Source organism: Streptomyces justiciae, from assembly GCF_015163075.1.
GTDB lineage: Bacteria > Actinomycetota > Actinomycetes > Streptomycetales > Streptomycetaceae > Streptomyces > Streptomyces justiciae.
The window spans coordinates 60051-76100 of sequence record NZ_JADDXU010000026.1 but is presented as its reverse complement, the minus strand read 5'-3'; the positions used below and the strand labels follow the sequence as shown (position 1 = coordinate 76100).

Annotated in this window: 10 protein-coding genes; 7 read left to right on the top strand and 3 right to left on the bottom strand. The window is 71.6% G+C overall.

All coding sequences use genetic code 11. From position 1 onward, the window contains the following. The first annotated feature begins 29 nt into the window (after window positions 1-29). The 3 genes from IQ210_RS42825 to IQ210_RS42815 all read left to right on the top strand — a co-directional run bounded on the left by IQ210_RS42825 (window position 30) and on the right by IQ210_RS42815 (window position 2767). The gene (locus IQ210_RS42825; protein WP_194084678.1) at window positions 30-1457 is read left to right on the top strand and encodes an NAD(P)/FAD-dependent oxidoreductase; all 1428 of its coding nucleotides are present in this window, start codon (window positions 30-32) and stop codon (window positions 1455-1457) included. Window positions 1458-1596: 139 nt separating this feature from the next. After that, the gene (locus IQ210_RS42820; RefSeq protein ID WP_097269524.1) at window positions 1597-2049 is read left to right on the top strand and encodes a hypothetical protein; all 453 of its coding nucleotides are present in this window, start codon (window positions 1597-1599) and stop codon (window positions 2047-2049) included. Between the two features lie 220 nt (window positions 2050-2269). Then, window positions 2270-2767 (top strand): GntR family transcriptional regulator, encoded by a 498-nt coding sequence (locus IQ210_RS42815; protein WP_194084677.1) that lies wholly within the window; start codon window positions 2270-2272, stop codon window positions 2765-2767. Here the strand turns inward: IQ210_RS42815 and IQ210_RS42810 are convergent. Both IQ210_RS42810 and gabT read right to left on the bottom strand, forming a co-directional pair. Continuing rightward, window positions 2724-3545 (bottom strand): phosphatase PAP2 family protein, encoded by an 822-nt coding sequence (locus tag IQ210_RS42810; RefSeq protein ID WP_322658173.1) that lies wholly within the window; start codon window positions 3543-3545, stop codon window positions 2724-2726. The two genes, IQ210_RS42815 and IQ210_RS42810, sit on opposite strands and share 44 nt — an antisense overlap. A 216-nt stretch (window positions 3546-3761) precedes the next feature. Then, the gene (gene gabT / locus IQ210_RS42805) at window positions 3762-5096 is read right to left on the bottom strand and encodes a 4-aminobutyrate--2-oxoglutarate transaminase (protein WP_079310953.1); all 1335 of its coding nucleotides are present in this window, start codon (window positions 5094-5096) and stop codon (window positions 3762-3764) included. Between the two features lie 286 nt (window positions 5097-5382). Between gabT and IQ210_RS42800 the strand changes: the two genes are divergently transcribed. The 3 genes from IQ210_RS42800 (at window position 5383) to IQ210_RS42790 (ending at window position 11066) form a co-directional block, all read left to right on the top strand. Then, window positions 5383-7782: a type IV secretory system conjugative DNA transfer family protein gene (locus IQ210_RS42800; RefSeq protein WP_194084675.1), complete on the top strand. Its 2400-nt coding sequence runs from the start codon at window positions 5383-5385 to the stop codon at window positions 7780-7782. A 94-nt stretch (window positions 7783-7876) separates the two neighbouring features. Then, window positions 7877-9460, top strand: a complete 1584-nt coding sequence (locus IQ210_RS42795; protein ID WP_194084674.1) for a PucR family transcriptional regulator — start codon at window positions 7877-7879, stop codon at window positions 9458-9460. Between the two features lie 160 nt (window positions 9461-9620). Beyond that, window positions 9621-11066 carry an aldehyde dehydrogenase family protein gene (locus IQ210_RS42790; RefSeq protein ID WP_194084673.1) on the top strand — a complete coding sequence of 482 codons (1446 nt, stop codon included), beginning with the start codon at window positions 9621-9623 and terminating at the stop codon, window positions 11064-11066. Window positions 11067-11177: 111 nt separating this feature from the next. Here IQ210_RS42790 and IQ210_RS42785 read toward each other — a convergent pair whose 3' ends face one another. Further along, window positions 11178-14018: a glycoside hydrolase family 3 C-terminal domain-containing protein gene (locus IQ210_RS42785; protein WP_194084672.1), complete on the bottom strand. Its 2841-nt coding sequence runs from the start codon at window positions 14016-14018 to the stop codon at window positions 11178-11180. A 325-nt stretch (window positions 14019-14343) separates the two neighbouring features. Between IQ210_RS42785 and IQ210_RS42780 the strand changes: the two genes are divergently transcribed. Beyond that, window positions 14344-16035 (top strand): extracellular solute-binding protein, encoded by a 1692-nt coding sequence (locus IQ210_RS42780; RefSeq protein ID WP_194084671.1) that lies wholly within the window; start codon window positions 14344-14346, stop codon window positions 16033-16035. The last annotated feature ends 15 nt before the right edge of the window (window positions 16036-16050 follow it).

Below are 16050 nucleotides of genomic sequence, written 5' to 3'. Positions count from 1 at the left end.
TGCGTAATGCTCTGTAGGGAGTTGAAATCATGGCCCCAAGCGCCATGAGCCGTGGCAGTCATTCGATCAAGGCACTTTCCGAAGCCCAGCCGGTCCCGTACTGGCTGGACGACCCCGGCAAGCCCCACCCCGAGCCCGCCCTCACCGGCCCCGAGACCTGCGATCTGCTGGTCGTCGGCGGCGGCTACAGCGGACTGTGGACCGCGCTCCTCGCCAAGGAGCGCGACCCGCAGCGGGACGTGGTCCTGCTGGAGGGCCGCGAGGTGGGCTGGGCCGCCTCGGGCCGCAACGGCGGCTTCTGCGCCGCCTCCCTCACCCACGGTCTGGGCAACGGGCTGACCCGCTGGCCGGACGAGATCCACAAGCTGGAGGAGCTGGGCGCCCGCAACCTCGACGAGATCGAGCAGGCGGTCGCCCGCTACTCCCTCGACTGCGACTTCGAGCGCACCGGCGAGATCGACGTCGCCACCGAGACCTACCAGGCGTGGGAACTGCGCGACTGGTACGAGGAGATGCAGCGCCAGGGCCTCGCCGAGGGCGTCGAGTTCCTGGACGCGGACGCGGTGCGCGAGCAGGTCGACTCGCCGACCTTCCAGGCGGGGCTGTACGACCGCCGGGGCGTCGCCATGCTCAACCCGGCGAAACTCGCCTGGGGGTTGAAGCGGGCCTGCGTGCAACTCGGCGTCCGCGTCTACGAGCACACCCCCGCCCTGACGCTGAAGCCGTACGGCGCCGGCATGGCCGTACGCACCCCCTACGGGTCGGTTCGGGCCCGCAAGGTCGCGCTCGGCACCAACATCTTCCCCAACCTGGTCAAGCGCGTGCGGTCGTACACCGTCCCGGTCTACGACTACGCGCTGATGACCGAGCCGCTCACCGACGAGCAGCTCAAGGAGATCGGCTGGCAGAACCGGCAGGGCCTCGGGGACTCGGCCAACCAGTTCCACTACTTCCGGCTCTCCGCCGACAACCGGATCCTGTGGGGCGGTTACGACGCCGTCTACCAGTACGGTGGCCGGGTCCGCGCCGAGTACGACGACCGGCCGGAGACCTACGCCAAGCTCGCCGACCACTTCTTCACCTGCTTCCCGCAGCTGGAGGGCGTCCGCTTCACGCACGCGTGGGGCGGCGCGATCGACACCTGCTCGCGCTTCTCGGCGTTCTTCGGCACCGCCCACCACGGCAACGTCGCCTACGCGGCCGGCTATACGGGCCTCGGGGTCGGCGCGACCAGGTTCGGCGCGGACGTGATGCTGGACCTGCTCGCGGGGGAGACCACCGAGCGGACCTCGCTCGAGATGGTCCGCAAGAAGCCGCTGCCGTTCCCGCCCGAGCCGTTCGCCTGGACCGGCATCGCGCTGACCAAGTGGTCGCTGGCGCGGGCGGACTCGCACGGCGGCCGGCGCAACCTGTGGCTGAAGACCATGGACCGGCTGGGCCTGGGCTTCGACAGCTGACGCCCGTTCTCACGGGGGCGCATTCGGCGTGTGATCCAGTTCACTTCAACGAGGTGCCGAAACCCGCGTAATGCCCGCCCAGGACCTCCCTCTCCCTCGTGACGCGCTCCGCGTCCACGTAGGAAAGGGAGGTCCCCTCATGACTGGGGCGAAGACGGCGGTCGAGTGGCTGGCATCCGTGGCTCCGGATCCCGAGGCCTGCCGCTGGGAGTGGGAACGCAACCCCCTCGGGGTCGCGTTGCTGCCCGCCGGTAAAGCCTGGGACGTGCTCATCCTGCCGGGCGAGCTCGGCTATCCCACGCTCGACGTCCTCACCCGCATCATCGACCAGCCCGGCCCGGTGCTGGTCGACTTCGGTGACGCGCGGATGGGATTCCTGGTGCCACCCGGCACGGCCGCGCGCTGGGTCGGCACCGGCATCCGCACAGCCGGTGCGGGCACCTGGATCGTCGTGCCGTATCCCGGACGCTCCACCGGCGGGGTCCGCTGGCTGGTCCCGCCCGACGGCTCCGGCACCCTCACCGACCCGGCGCTCCTCGAACTGGCGATGCACGAGGCGGCGGCCGGGCTGGCCACGGACGACGAAGGCTGACTCGGCCGGACGGGCGCACTGTCACGCGGGCTGTCGCACTCCCCCTTCCCGACACCACACCGTGACACCGTGACGCCCCTTCGCGCGTCCTTCGTCCGACATCTCGTCGGCCGCCCGTGCGGCCGACGCGGACAACTGCTCGAAGAGGCGGTCCCGGACTGCCTCTGGACGACTACTTTGATACGGCCGGAATCGCGACGACGCGAAGGAGCCGGGCCGTATGACCGACATAGACAGCCAGTTCCTGCGCGGCCTGTTCGACGAGGAAGGCAGCCTGTACGCGGGGCGCGGGACGGCGCTGTACCGCCTCTACGGCGTCGAGGGCCTGCTGTACGTCGGTATCTCCACGTGTCCGCTCACCCGAGTCCGCACCCACCTGCGCGACAAGCCGTGGGGTCCCGATGTCATCGGCATCAGGATCGAGTACCCGGCCGACGCGGAAGAGGCGGAGCGCCAGGCCATCAGGGCGGAGCGACCCCGCCACAACGACACGTACAACGGCCGCCCCGAGGAGATCTGGACCCGGCTGGCCGACCGGCTCTGCGCCGACATCACGGCGGGCCGCATGCTCCCGGGCGAACGGCTGCCGAGCCCCAGGAAGCTCGCCGCGTCGGAAGGCGTGGCGGTGTGGGTGGGTGAGCGTGCCTACAAGGTGCTCAGGGAACGCGGGCTGGTCAGGAGTGTTCCGCGGAAGGGGTGGATCGTCGCTGCCGGTTGAGGAAGACCCACAGCGACCCGAGCAGTACCGCACACAGGAACCAGCTCGCGACGACGTCCAGCGGCCAGTGATATCCGCGCCGGACCAGCCCGAACGAGACGCCGAGCACGGCGAGGGCGCAGAGCGCGACGAGGGTGCGGCGGGCCCAGGCGGTCCGGAGCCACGGCAGGAGCAGCAGCGTCGCGGTGCCGTAGGCGACGGCGGCCGTGGCGGTGTGGCCCGAGGGGTAGTAGCCGGGGCCGGGCGGCATGACGTGGGTGCCGTGGCGGGCGGTGAGTTCCTTGAGCGGGATGATCAGCGCCGGGACCAGGGCCATCAGGAGGGCCCCGGCGGCGGGCGCCACCCACCAGCGGTCTGTACCAGTACGCCGGGCGCGCAGAGCGACGTAGACCAGGACGACGGCGAGGATCGGGACGGCCACCTGGATGTTGCCCAGGTCGGCGAGGAGTGCGGAGGCGCGGTCCGGGTGGAGGAGGGCGCGGCTGACGCGCTCGTCCAGGCCGAGCAGGGGGCCGTCGGCCACGACCTGCCAGGTGATCAGCGCGAAGAGGAGGGCCGGAAGCCCGAGAAGGAGGAGGAGAAAGAAGGAGGTCGGCCGCCCCGGAACAGGGGGGGTGGTTCCGGGGCGGCCGTCCGGACCGGATCGTCGCGCGCCCCGGGGGGTTTGGGGCGCGTGACCGTCCGATCGGTGAGGAGATCCGGAGCCGGAGGCTCCGGTTGTGTGCGCGAGGGCACGACCAGGTCGAAGCTGGGGAGGCCCCGGCCTGATGTCGCCCACAGTCCCCTGTGGGCGGGGTGTATCTCTCATCTGGGTAGAACCTACGGCAGCGAGTGGGGGTACGACAGCCGGAATCGAGTCCTGCCATGCACCCCGCACACCTTCTTCACACCCTCTGCCGTCGGCCGCCCCAGACCCGGAATCCGCTGTGCGTTCACGCCAGGGGCGGCTGTGAAAAAAGAGGTTTCGCCCCGGATGATCGCCCGGACGATCGCCTCAGATGCGGGCGAAGGCCTGCTCGATGATGTCGAGGCCCTCGTTGAGGAGGTCCTCGCCGATGACGAGCGGGGGCAGGAAGCGCAGCACGTTGCCGTAGGTGCCACAGGTGAGGACCAGCAGGCCCTCCTGGTGGCAGGCCTTGGCGAGCGCGGCGGTGGCCTCGGGGTTCGGCTCCTTGGTGGCGCGGTCCTTGACGAGTTCGATGGCGATCATGGCGCCGCGACCCCGCACGTCACCGATGAGGTCGAACTTCTCGGCCATGGCGCCGAGGCGGGCCTTCATGATCGCCTCGATGTTCTTCGCCCTGGCGTTGAGGTCGAGCTCCTTCATCGTCTCGATGGAGCCGAGCGCACCGGCGCAGGCGACCGGGTTGCCGCCGTACGTGCCGCCCAGGCCACCGGCGTGCGCGGCGTCCATGATCTCGGCGCGGCCGGTGACGGCGGCGAGCGGCAGACCGCCCGCGATGCCCTTGGCGGTGGTGATCAGGTCCGGGACGATGCCCTCGTCCTCGCAGGCGAACCACTGCCCGGTGCGGCAGAAACCGGACTGGATCTCATCGGCGACGAAGACGATGCCGTTGTCGGCGGCGAACTGCCGGATGGCCGGCAGGAAGCCCTTGGCAGGCTCGATGAAGCCGCCTTCACCCAGCACCGGCTCGATGATGATCGCGGCGACGTTGTCCGGGCCGACCTGCTTGGTGATCTGGTCGATGGCCTGCGCGGCGGCCTCGGGGCCGGCGTTCTCGGCGCCGGTCGGCCAGCGGTAGCCGTAGGCGACCGGCACGCGGTACACCTCGGGGGCGAAGGGCCCGAAGCCGTGCTTGTACGGCATGTTCTTCGCGGTCAGCGCCATGGTGAGGTTGGTGCGCCCGTGGTACCCGTGGTCGAACACCACCACGGCCTGGCGCTTGGTGTACGCACGCGCGATCTTGACGGCGTTCTCGACGGCCTCGGCGCCGGAGTTGAACAGGGCGCTCTTCTTGGCGTGGTCACCCGGGGTGAGCTCGGCGAGGGCCTCGGCGACCTCCACGTAGCCCTCGTACGGGGTGACCATGAAACAGGTGTGGGTGAAGTCGGCCAGCTGGGCGCTCGCGCGGCGTACGACGGCCTCGGCGGAGGCGCCGACGCTGGTCACCGCGATGCCGGAACCGAAGTCGATGAGCCGGTTGCCGTCGACGTCCTCGATGATGCCGCCGCCGGCCCGCGCGGTGAACACGGGCAGCACCGAGCCCACGCCCTGCGCGACCGCTTCGAGGCGGCGGGCCTGCAGCTCCTGCGACTTCGGGCCGGGGATGGCGGTGACGATCCGGCGCTCCTGCGGAAGTGCGCTCATGAGGGGCTCCTGGGGGTGTGGCGTACGGGGTCTTACCGAACGTCTTGCGGACGCATGTCTCTTTTCTCGCAGGCTAGGGCGGGGAGCGGGGGGTGGGCATGCTCCATGTGGGCGGTGTCAGGGGGGCGGGTTTGTCCGTGGTGGACATAGCGCCGCCGGTCGGTGGGCCGGCGCGCCCGCCCGTCCGCTCCGTGGACCCCGGCCGCGTAAGCGGTGAACTCCCCTTGCCAGGGCGTTAGATTGACCGCTGACGGTGGACGGAACGGCTGGTCAGGGAGCAGGGGCGATGGACAGCGACGGGACGCAGGACGCGCGGGGTACGCATGCGAACCCGGTGCCCCGTCCGGCGGGGCCACCGGACGTGCCGAGGGTGCCGCCGCAGCCGGGGCAGAGCCCGGGCGCGGTGGTGGCCAACTGGCTGAACGAGAAGCGGCCCGAGGCCGAGCCGGGCATCTGGCGGTTCGGATACGTGCGGCCGAAGGCGGCGCGGAAGGCCGAGCGGCTCTCCCCGGTGACCGTGGCGGGCATGCTGATCCCGCTCGTCGTCGGCATCGTGTTCTGGTCCTTCTGGCGACGCGGCGAGGTGCCGTACGAGTTCACCGTGCTGCGGCTGTTCACGCCGGACGACTGGTGGTGGGGCGGCACGCTGGCCACGCCCAAGGAGCTGACGGGACGGTCGGTCCCGTACCCCGGCGTGGAGGCGCTGGAGGTCTACAGCGGCCTCTCCTTCGCCCTGCTCGTGTACCTGGTGATCCGGCTCGGCGGCTGGGCCGTCGTCGCCCGGCACTTCGTCGGCCGCAAGGCCCAGCCCGCGCGGGCCCTCATCGCCGCCCTGGGCGCCCTGATCGCGCTCAGCTTCGTCTTCCCGGACGCCTTTCCCGTCGTCGGCTGGGACCCCGTGCCCGTCGTCACCCCGCTGTTCTCCCTGCTCGTGCTGATCACCGACGGGTACGGGGTGTACGGCTCGCCCTCCAAGCAACTGCTCGACACCGCCGTCGTCGTCCTCGTCCTGTGGCCCTTCGCCCGCCTCGGCGGCTGGCTTCCCCTCGCCCGCACCTGGCTCGCCGACCGCCGCCGCGCCGCGCACGGCCAGGACCTGGGCGTCGTCGCCGAGCAGCCCCGGGCCCGCTGGCCCGAGCTGCGTGAGGCCGGCCAGTACCAGGTCGCCGACCTGCTCGCCGGTGAGCTGCTCGCCGGGCGGATGAACGACGTGGACTGCGCCCGCATCGAGCACGGCTGGACGCGGGCCCGCCGCCTCGGCCGGCTCGCCGACTTCACGGACACGGTGCTCCGACAGGGCGCCGCCGCCTTCACCCACCCCTCCGGCGCCCGCGACCTCGCCCACCGCGCCGCCCGGCACGACCTGCTCACCGGCCAGGTCCGCATCGGCCGCTGGGCCGAGGCCGAACGCACACCGCTGGCGTACGGCGGGGTCGGCGCCGCCCTCGGACCGGATACCCTGCGCACCTCACTGCTGGTCGTCGGCCCGTCCGGCGCCGGCAAGACCCGGCAGGTGATCGCCCCGGTGGCCGAGTCCCTGACGCTCCAGGCCCTCACCGGAAGCTGCGCCGTCGTCGTGGTGTGCGGCGCGGGGACGCCGCTCGGGCCCGACTCCGCCTACGACGTGGTGGTCCGCGTCGGCGACCCCGCCTCCGTGCACGACCTCGACCCCTACGCCGAGGTCGACGACCCCGACGAGGCCGCCGGGTTCCTCGCCGAGGCACTGGCCGGCGACCTCGACACCGTGGGCGCCGAGCGCGCCGTACGCCCCCTCGCCCAACTGCTGGGCCCCTACCGGGCCGCCTACGGGCGCTTCCCGACCCTGCCCGTCCTGCGCGAACTGCTCGAAGGGGACCCCGCCGGCCTCGCCGACCTCCGCGCGCGGCTCACCGACGACCGCCACGCGGCGATGCGCCGTGAGCTGGACGCCCGCGTCCGGCAGACCGGCACCCCCGGCGACCCCGGCCCGGCGCTGGCCGACCGGCTCGCCCTGCTGGACCGGCCCGCGTTCGACGGCTTCTTCGGCTCCGGCGGCGACACCATCCGCCCGTTCTCCCTGCGCGCCGTCGCCCACCACCCGCTCCGGGTCCGCATCGACCTGCCCCGGCACGGCCACGAGGAGGCCGCGCGGCTGATCACCCGGCTCGTGCTGGCCCAGTTCGCGCGGGTGGCCCAGGAGCAGGAAGGCGCCCGCGACCACTTCGTGAGCCTCGTCCTCGACGACGCCACCGGCACCGTCACGCCCGGCTCGCTGCGCCGCATCCAGCGGCTGCGCTCGCAGAACGCCGGCGTGGTGCTGGCGCTGCGCTCGGTCTCCGACGTCCCCGAGGCCCTGCACGGGCCGCTGTACGGGGCGGTCGGCTGCCGGATGGCGCTGTCCGGGGTGACGACCTGGGACGGCAGCCGCTTCGCCGAGGCCTGGGGCACGGAGTGGGTGGAGACCAAGGACGTCGCCCAGCACACCGTCTTCGCCGACCAGCCGATGACCCGGCTCATGCACTCCCTGCGCAAGCTGGTCACCGGCAAGGCCGTGACCACGGAGGCGGTCACCGTCCGCCAGGTGGAGCGGGAGCGCTGGTCCGCGTCCGAACTGGCGCACGCGGTGCCGCCGGGGCACGCCGTGCTGTCCCTGACCACGGTGAAGGGGGAGCACGCGCCGCCGCTGCTGGTGGACCTGAGGGGCTGAGTCAGACCGTACGGTGAGGCAGAATCGGCACAGGCCGTTCATACACCACGGCCAAATGATCACATCGGCCGCACCTCACTGATCTGAAGGCCTCATGCCTCCCACCCTCGCCTCGCTCGTCCACCACTCCGCGCTCAAACTGACCGTGCGCGCGGGCGAGGACCGCCTCGACGTCCCCGTGCGCTGGGCGCACGTCAGCGAGCTCGCCGACCCCGTGCCGTACATGGAGGGCGGGGAGCTGCTGCTGATCACCGCGCTCAAGCTGGACGCGGCGGACCCGGAGGTGATGCGGCGGTACGTGAAGCGGCTGGTCGGCGCCGGGGTCGTCGGGCTCGGCTTCGCGGTCGGGGTCAACTACGAGGACATCCCCGAGGCACTGGTGACCGCCGCGCAGACCGAGGGGCTGCCCCTGCTGGAGGTCCCCCGGCGCACGCCCTTCCTCGCCATCAGCAAGGCCGTCTCCGCCGCCATCGCCGCCGACCAGTACCGCGCGGTGACGGCGGGGTTCGCCGCGCAGCGCGAGCTGACCAAGCAGGCGCTGGCGGAGGGGCCCGAGGGGCTGCTCGCCGCGCTCGCCTCCCAGGTCGACGGGTGGACGGCGCTGTACGACGCCTCGGGCGCCGTCGTCGCCACCGCGCCCGAGTGGGCCGGCCGGCGGGCCGCGCGGCTGACCGCGGACGTGGAGCGGCTGCGCGAGCGCCCCGCCCCGGCGTCGTCGGTGGTCGCGGGCCCGGCGGACGAGGACCGCGTCGAACTGCACTCCCTGGGCACCGGACGGCGGCCCCGCGCCGCCCTCGCGGTGGGCACCGCGTCGGCACTCGGCACGGCCGAGCGATACGCCGTCCATTCCGCGATCGCGCTGCTGACGCTCACGACGGAGCGGTCACGGTCGCTGCACGCCGCCGAGCAGCGGATCGGGGCGGCGGTGCTGCGCATGCTGCTGGCGGGGGAGCCCGATCACGCCCGGGCCGTGGCCGGGGATCTGTACGGGGCGCTGCTGGACGCGCCGTTCCGGGTGGTGATCGCCGAGGTGGGCTCGGCGCTGCGGGGGCCCGAGGCTGACGGCGATCCGCTTGGGGGGCTCACCGAGGCCGTGGAGTCGGCGGCGGCGCGGGCCGGGGAGGCCGTGCTGGTCGTGCCCGAAGGGGAGCGGCTGGTGGTGCTGGCCGCGGACGGGGGAGCGGCCGCCGGGGCGTGCGGGGAGTACGGGGCCGCGGTGGAGGCCGCCCGGGCGGGGGACCAGGGCGAGGACGAGGAGCTCGTCGTCGGGGTGTCGGCGCCGGTGGGGCCGGTGGCCGCGGGAGCCGCGTACAAGCAGGCCGAGCAGGCGCTGTCCGTGGCCCGGCGACGGGGGCGGGTGTACGTGGAGCACGAGCAGCTGGCGGCGGGGTCGGTGCTGCCGCTGCTCGCCGACGACGCGGTGAAGGCGTTCGCGGACGGGCTGCTGCGGGCGCTGCACGAGCACGACGCGACCGGACGCGGGGACCTGGTCGCCTCCCTGCGGGCCTGGCTGTCCCGGCACGGCCAGTGGGACGCGGCGGCCGCGGACCTGGGCGTCCACCGGCACACCCTGCGGTACCGGATGCGGCGGGTGGAGGAGATCCTCGGCCGCTCGCTGGACGATCCGGACGTACGGATGGAGCTGTGGCTGGCGCTGAAGGCGACGGCGCCGGAGTAGTCGTACGGCATCTCGACAGGCGTACGGCGTCGTACGACAAAGCGGCGCAAGGCCGAGTCGTACCACTACGACTCGGACAAACGCCGGTCCGTGGGGTCGGCCCTACCGTGGAGGCGCAAGCCGCGTACACACCCCCGACAGCGAAGGGCCGGACTCGCACATGACTTCCACCACCGCCTTCTGGCTCGCCGGCCGCCAGGTCACCGGCGAGGACAGCTTCGACGTCACCTCGCCCTGGGACGGCCGGGTCGTCGGCAAGGTGAGCGTGCCGAGCGACGCGCAGATCGAGGAGGCCGTCGCCGCCGCGTACGCCGTGCGCGACGAGTTCGCCGCCACCCCGGCGCACGTCCGCGCCGCCGCCCTCGACCACGTCAGCCGGCGTCTCGTCGAGCGCACCGAGGAGATCGCGCAGCTCATCTCCGCGGAGAACGGCAAGCCGATCAAGTGGGCCCGCGGTGAGGTCGGCCGGGCCGTGTCCGTGTTCCGGTTCGCGGCCGAGGAGGCCCGGCGCTTCAACGGCGGCGAGGCCCAGCGCCTCGACACCGACCTCGGCGGCCAGGGCCGGCTCGCGCTCACCCGGCGCTTCCCGAAGGGCGTCGTCCTCGGCATCGCGCCCTTCAACTTCCCGCTGAACCTGTGCGCCCACAAGATCGCCCCGGCGATCGCGGCCGGCGCGCCGATCATCCTCAAGCCCGCCCCGGCCACCCCGCTCTCCGGTCTGATCATCGGCGACCTGCTCGCCGAGACCGAGCTGCCCGCCGGGTCGTGGAGCATCCTCCCGGTGCCGAACGACCGGATGCCCGCCCTCGTCCAGGACGAGCGCCTGCCGGTCATCTCCTTCACCGGCTCCGAGAAGGTCGGTTACGCGATCATGGACTCGGTGCCGCGCAAGCACTGCACCCTGGAACTGGGCGGCAACGGCGCGGCCGTCGTCCTCGGCGACTACGCGAGCGACGCGGACCTCGACTGGGCCGCGACCCGCATCGCTACCTTCTCCAACTACCAGGGCGGCCAGTCCTGCATCTCGGTGCAGCGGGTCATCGCCGACGCGTCCGTGTACGACCGGCTGCTGCCGCGCATCGTCGCCGCCGTCGAGGCCCAGGTCACCGGTGACCCGAGCGACGACAAGACCGACGTCGGCCCGCTCGTCAGCGAGGACGCCGCCAAGCGCGTCGAGGCATGGGTCAAGGAAGCGGTCGAGGCAGGCGCCAACCTCCTGGCCGGCGGCTCCCGCGACGGAGCCTCCTACGCGCCGACCGTCCTCACCGACGTGCCGGCCGACACGACGATCTCCTGCGAGGAGGTCTTCGGACCCGTCCTCACCGTGACGAAGGCCGACGGCGAGGACGCGGCGTTCGCGGCCGTCAACGACTCCAAGTACGGCCTCCAGGCGGGCGTGTTCACCCACGACCTCCAAGCCGCCTTCCGCGCCCACCGTGCGCTCGAGGTCGGCGGCGTCGTCATCGGCGACGTGCCCTCCTACCGCGCCGACCAGATGCCGTACGGCGGTGCCAAGCAGTCCGGTGTGGGCCGCGAGGGCGTGAAGTTCGCGATGGACGACTACACCTACGAGCGGGTGCTGGTTCTCACCGGGCTCGCTCTCTGACGGCCCCCTCTAGCTAATGGGAACCATTTTCAGCTAGGCTGGAGAAAAGGGGCCCGGCACCGATGCCTTCCGGTGCCGGGCCCCTTCTCCGTGCCGGGCTTCTCCGGACCCTCAACCGGAGAAGCCGACGTGCGCGAGCCGCAACGGGCCGCGCAGTCTGAGGCGGACGTCGTGCATACCGGAGGCAGTCAGATCCGCCGCGAGCGTGACGTAGTCGTACGGTCCTGACGTGGGCGTCTTCGGTGAGAGCGCGACCGACGTGGCGCCGCCGTCCAGCGACACCTCCACCGTGCCCTCGCCCGCCACGGTCACCGTCACCTGCGTGACGCCCGGCCCGAAGTCGCAGGCGCGGTAGAGCAGTTCGGCCGTCCGGCCCGGCGCCGGTGTCACGGCGTCGCCCGCCGTCTTCGTACGGTCGACGATCTCGGCGCCGCTCTGCTCGTCGAAGTCCGCCCCGTCCAGGCCGCGTTCGGCCACCGGTCGCGGGCCACCCGGCTCGCCGTCCAGGACGACCGTCGTACGCAGCCGGATGTCCTCGCTTGAAGCGCCCACCAGCAGGTCGTACGGCCCGGGTTCGAGACGCGCGCGGCCCTGGGCCACGTCCCAGAACTCCAGCTCCGACAGCGGGACTTCGAGGTCCAGCGTCACCTTCTCGCCCGGCGTCAGCGTCACCCGGCGGTGCGCGGCCAGCGCGCGACGCGAGCGCGGCACGGACGGGTCCATGGCCCTCGTGTAGAGCTGGGCGACCTCGTCGGCGGTCATGTCACCGGTGTTCGTGACCGTGAAGGACACGTGCAACGCCTCTTCTCCGACACGGGAGTTCAGATCCGCGTACGCGAACGACGCGTACGACAGCCCGTGGCCGAACGGGAACAGGGGCGTGCCCTCGTAGTACAGGTACGTCTGCCGGCCGCCGATCACGTCGTAGTCGAGCAGGTCCGGCAGGTCGGCGTCGTCCGCGTACCAGGTCTGCGGGAGGCGGCCCGCGGGGGAGACGTCGCCGGCGAGGACCCGGGCCAGGGCGGTGCCCGCGGCCTGGCCGGCGTGGGCCGTCCAGAGCGCGGCCCGCAGCGGGCCGGTGTCCACGGCGTACGGGTAGGCGGAGACCAGGGCCAGCACCGTGTTCGGGTTCGCGGCGCGGGCGGCCCGCAGCAGCCGCTCCTGGTGGGCGGGGAGCGCGAGGGTCGTACGGTCCTCGGTCTCACGGCCGTTGAGATGCGGGTCGTTGCCCGCGACCACCACGACCACGTCGGCCTCGGCGGCGACCCGGGCCACCGCGTCCTTGCCGTGCTCGGCGATGATCAGCTCGAAGATCTCCGGCGGCTCGGAGATTTCCGCGTTCTCGTCGGCAACCTTTACTCCGCCGGCGGCGACAGAGATGTGGCGACCCGTGCCGACATGCCGGAGGAGGTGTCCGTTCTCATGGGGTTCGAGCCGGAACGTCTCCTGGACGACCCAGCCTCCGGGCTGGTCGGCGGCGGCGCGGACATAGCCGTCCTCGGCGACCGAGAGATAGCGGCCGTCGGGGGCGCGCAGGGTCAGCAGGTCCTCGCCCCAGTCGACGAGGGCGAGTTCGGTGCCGGTCGCGTCCGTGGTCAGCGGCGGGAGGTCGGTGCGGCCCGCGAGCAGCGCCGGGTCGAGGGCGCCCTCGGCGCCGCGCACCTCGTCGTCGGCCTCGGCGGCCGGGACGTGGAGGTAGGCGCCGGTCGACGTCCTGAGCAGGACGCGGTCCACGCCCTCCGCGAACTCCACGCGCTCGGCGCCGAACCGCTCGTACAGGCCCTCCAGCGGGGTGGAGCGGTGGATCAACGTGCCGCTGTACCAGTCGAGTTTGCACTCGTCGGCGAGCAGCCCGACGACGGCGAGGCGGGTGTCGGGCGCGAGCGGCAGCACCCCGTCGTTGCGCAGGAGAACGATCGCCTGCTCCGCCGCCTCCTGGGCGAGGGCACGGTGTTCGGACGTGTCGAACGCGCCCGGCTCGTCGTAGCCGTCGAACTCGCCGAGGCGGAACCGCACCGAGAGCTGGCGGCGGACCGCCGTGTCGATGTCGGCCTCGGTCAACAGGCCCTGTTCGTAAGCCCCCTTGATCCGCCCGATCATCTGCGAGCTGTCCGTGCCGTGGTCGGTGAAGCTGTCGACGCCGGCCAGCAGCGAGGCGGCCGTGGCCTCCTCGTGGGTGTCGAAGTAGTGCTCGAAGTCCACCAGGTTGGAGGGCGCGCCCGCGTCCGAGCAGACCAGCAGGTCCTCGTCCGTCCACGCCCGCAGCTGCTCGCGCAGATACGGACTGACGTGGTTGGGGCGGCCGTTGACCAGGTTGTACGCGGGCATCACGCCGGCCACCGCGCCCGCCTCGACGGTCTCGTGGAAGGCGCGCAGGTCGTACTCGTGCAGCACGCGCGGGCGCACCGAGCTCGACGAAGTGGCCCGGTCCGTCTCGTTGTTGTGGGCCAGCCAGTGCTTGAGGACGGGGGCCGTGCGCCAGTACGTGGGGTGGTCGCCGCGCAGGCCGTGGGTGTACGCGGTGGCGATCGCGGACGTCAGCTTCGGGTCCTCCGAGTAGCCCTCCTCGTTGCGGCCCCACAGGGGGTGGCGCAGCAGGTTGACGGTCGGCGACCAGACGTTCAGGCCCACGCGGTCGTCGCGGGCCCGCATCGCGCGGACCTCCTTCGACACCGCGTCGCCGATCCGTCGTACGAGATCGGTGTTCCAGGTCGCGCCGAGGCCGACCGCCTGCGGGAACACCGTCGCCGGGCCCATCCAGGCCACGCCGTGCAGCGCCTCCTGGCCGGTGCGGAACGCGGCGATGCCGAGGCGCTCCACGGCGGGCGCGAACTGGTGCAGGAACGCGGTCTTCTCGTCGAGGGTGAGCCGGGACAGCAGATCGTCGATGCGCTTCGCGAACGGCAGCTGCGGATCGCGGAAGGGCGGCGTGGGCGGCGTCTGTGCGGTCACGTGGGGTTCCCCTTGGAGTGGAGCGGCGAAGCGCTTTCGAAGCGCTTCGATGCTCATTCGACATCGGCGTGGGTGTCAAGGGAGCGGCACCATCACTTCAAGCGGTGCATGAGAAAAGGTCACCTCGCAGACCTCCGAGGAATATTGGGAGCGACCCTTGTGCACCCACAGGGCTTCACTTAACCTCACAGCAACATCGAAGCGCTTCGACTACGCAGCGACCGTAGAAGTCGAAGGAACGCTTCGGCTCAGCCAGTTCCACTGAAGACACCGCAGCCGACGGCCCACCGCCGGGTGTCCTGGTGCGCCATGAAGGGTTGACGCAATGACGCCGAACGCCGCTTCCGCTCCCTCCGGGCCCAGCCGGAGAAGCTTCCTCGCCTCCACGGCGGTCGCCACCGCAGCGGTGGCCGGAGGAATGCCGCTCCTCGCCGCCTGCGGCGATTCGGACAGCGGTTCGCGCGACGGCACCACGTCGAGCAAGGACGCCAAGAAGATCCTTCCGGCCTACGTGGCCAGCAACGTGGTGACGCCGGACATCCCCGCCAAGAACGGCTCCGCGGTCGGCTTCACCGGCAAGCTGGACCTCGCCACGCTGAAGACGTCGGTCCCCAAGAAGCTCGGCAAGGGCGGCAAGGTCACCGTCATGTCGCCGTTCTGGGGCTCCCCGCCCAAGAGCGACAACGCCTACTACAAGGCGATGAACGACCTGATCGGCGTCGACGTCTCCTGGCAGAACCAGGACGGCAACACCTACGAGCAGAAGCTCGGCGCGGTCCTCGCCTCCAGCGACGTCCCGGACGTGGTGGTCGTCCCCGGCTGGAACATGAACGGCAAGATCCCCACCGCCATCATCAGCAAGTTCGCCGACCTCGGCCCCTACCTCTCCGGCGACGCGGTCAAGGAGTACCCGAACCTCGCCGCGATCCCGACGGAGGCCTGGCAGCGCTCCATCTTCGGCGGCAAGCTGCGCGGCCTGCCGATGCCGTCGCCGTGGGCGCCCAGCATCGTGCCGCTGTACCGCCGGGACATCTTCGAGAAGGAAGGGTACGAAATACCCAAGTCCTGCGACGAGTTCATGGCCCTGGCCAAGGAGATCACCAACGCCAAGGCCAAGCGCTGGGCGTGCCTGGACATGAAGTGGACGGCCTGGCAGGCCTTCGGCGTCTTCTCCGGCAGCGAGAAGCCGCTGTGGTGGGACATGGTCGACGGCAAGCTCGTCAACCGCATCGAGACCGAGCAGTACCTCGAGGCGATCGAATGGTCCCGCAAGCTGTTCGAGGCGGGAGTCGTCCACCCCGACTCCAAGATGGGCAAGAACGCCCCCGACCCCGGGCCCAAGTTCGCGGCCGGCGAGTTCCTGATCTACCCCAACAACATCTCCCAGTGGTGGGGCCGCACCGCCGAACAGGCCACCCAGAACCCGGAGTTCAAGATCTGGGGCATGGACGTCTGGGGCCACGACGGCGGCAACCCCACCATCTACGCCGAAGAACCCGCCGGCATCTTCGCCTTCGTCAACAAGAAGGCCTCCGAGTCGGTCATCCGCGACGTGCTCGCCGTCGCCAACGTCACCGCGGCGCCGTACGGCACCAAGGAGTACATGATGACCAACTACGGCGTGGAGGGCACCCACTACACCGTCAAGGACGGCGTCCCCACCAAGACCGACCAGGGCAACATCGACGTGATGAACGCCTACGTCATGATCGCGAGCCCCGCCGCGACCCTCGCCCACCCCGACTTCCCCGAGGTCGCCAAGGCCCAGGTCGAGTGGGAGCAGCGGATGGGCGCCTTCACCAAGAAGTCCGCCTTCTGGGGCATGCAGATCACCGAGCCCAACCGCTGGACCAACCTCGCCAACGACTTCGAGCAGCTGGAGGACGACATCGTCCGCGGCCGCAAGAAGATCAGCGACATGCAGCAGGCCGTCTCCGACTGGAAGAGCAAGGGCGGCGACAAGCTGCGGGACTGGTACAAGAAGATCCTCGACGAGAACGGCTCCGCGGCCAGCTGACCCGGTACCGAGGCA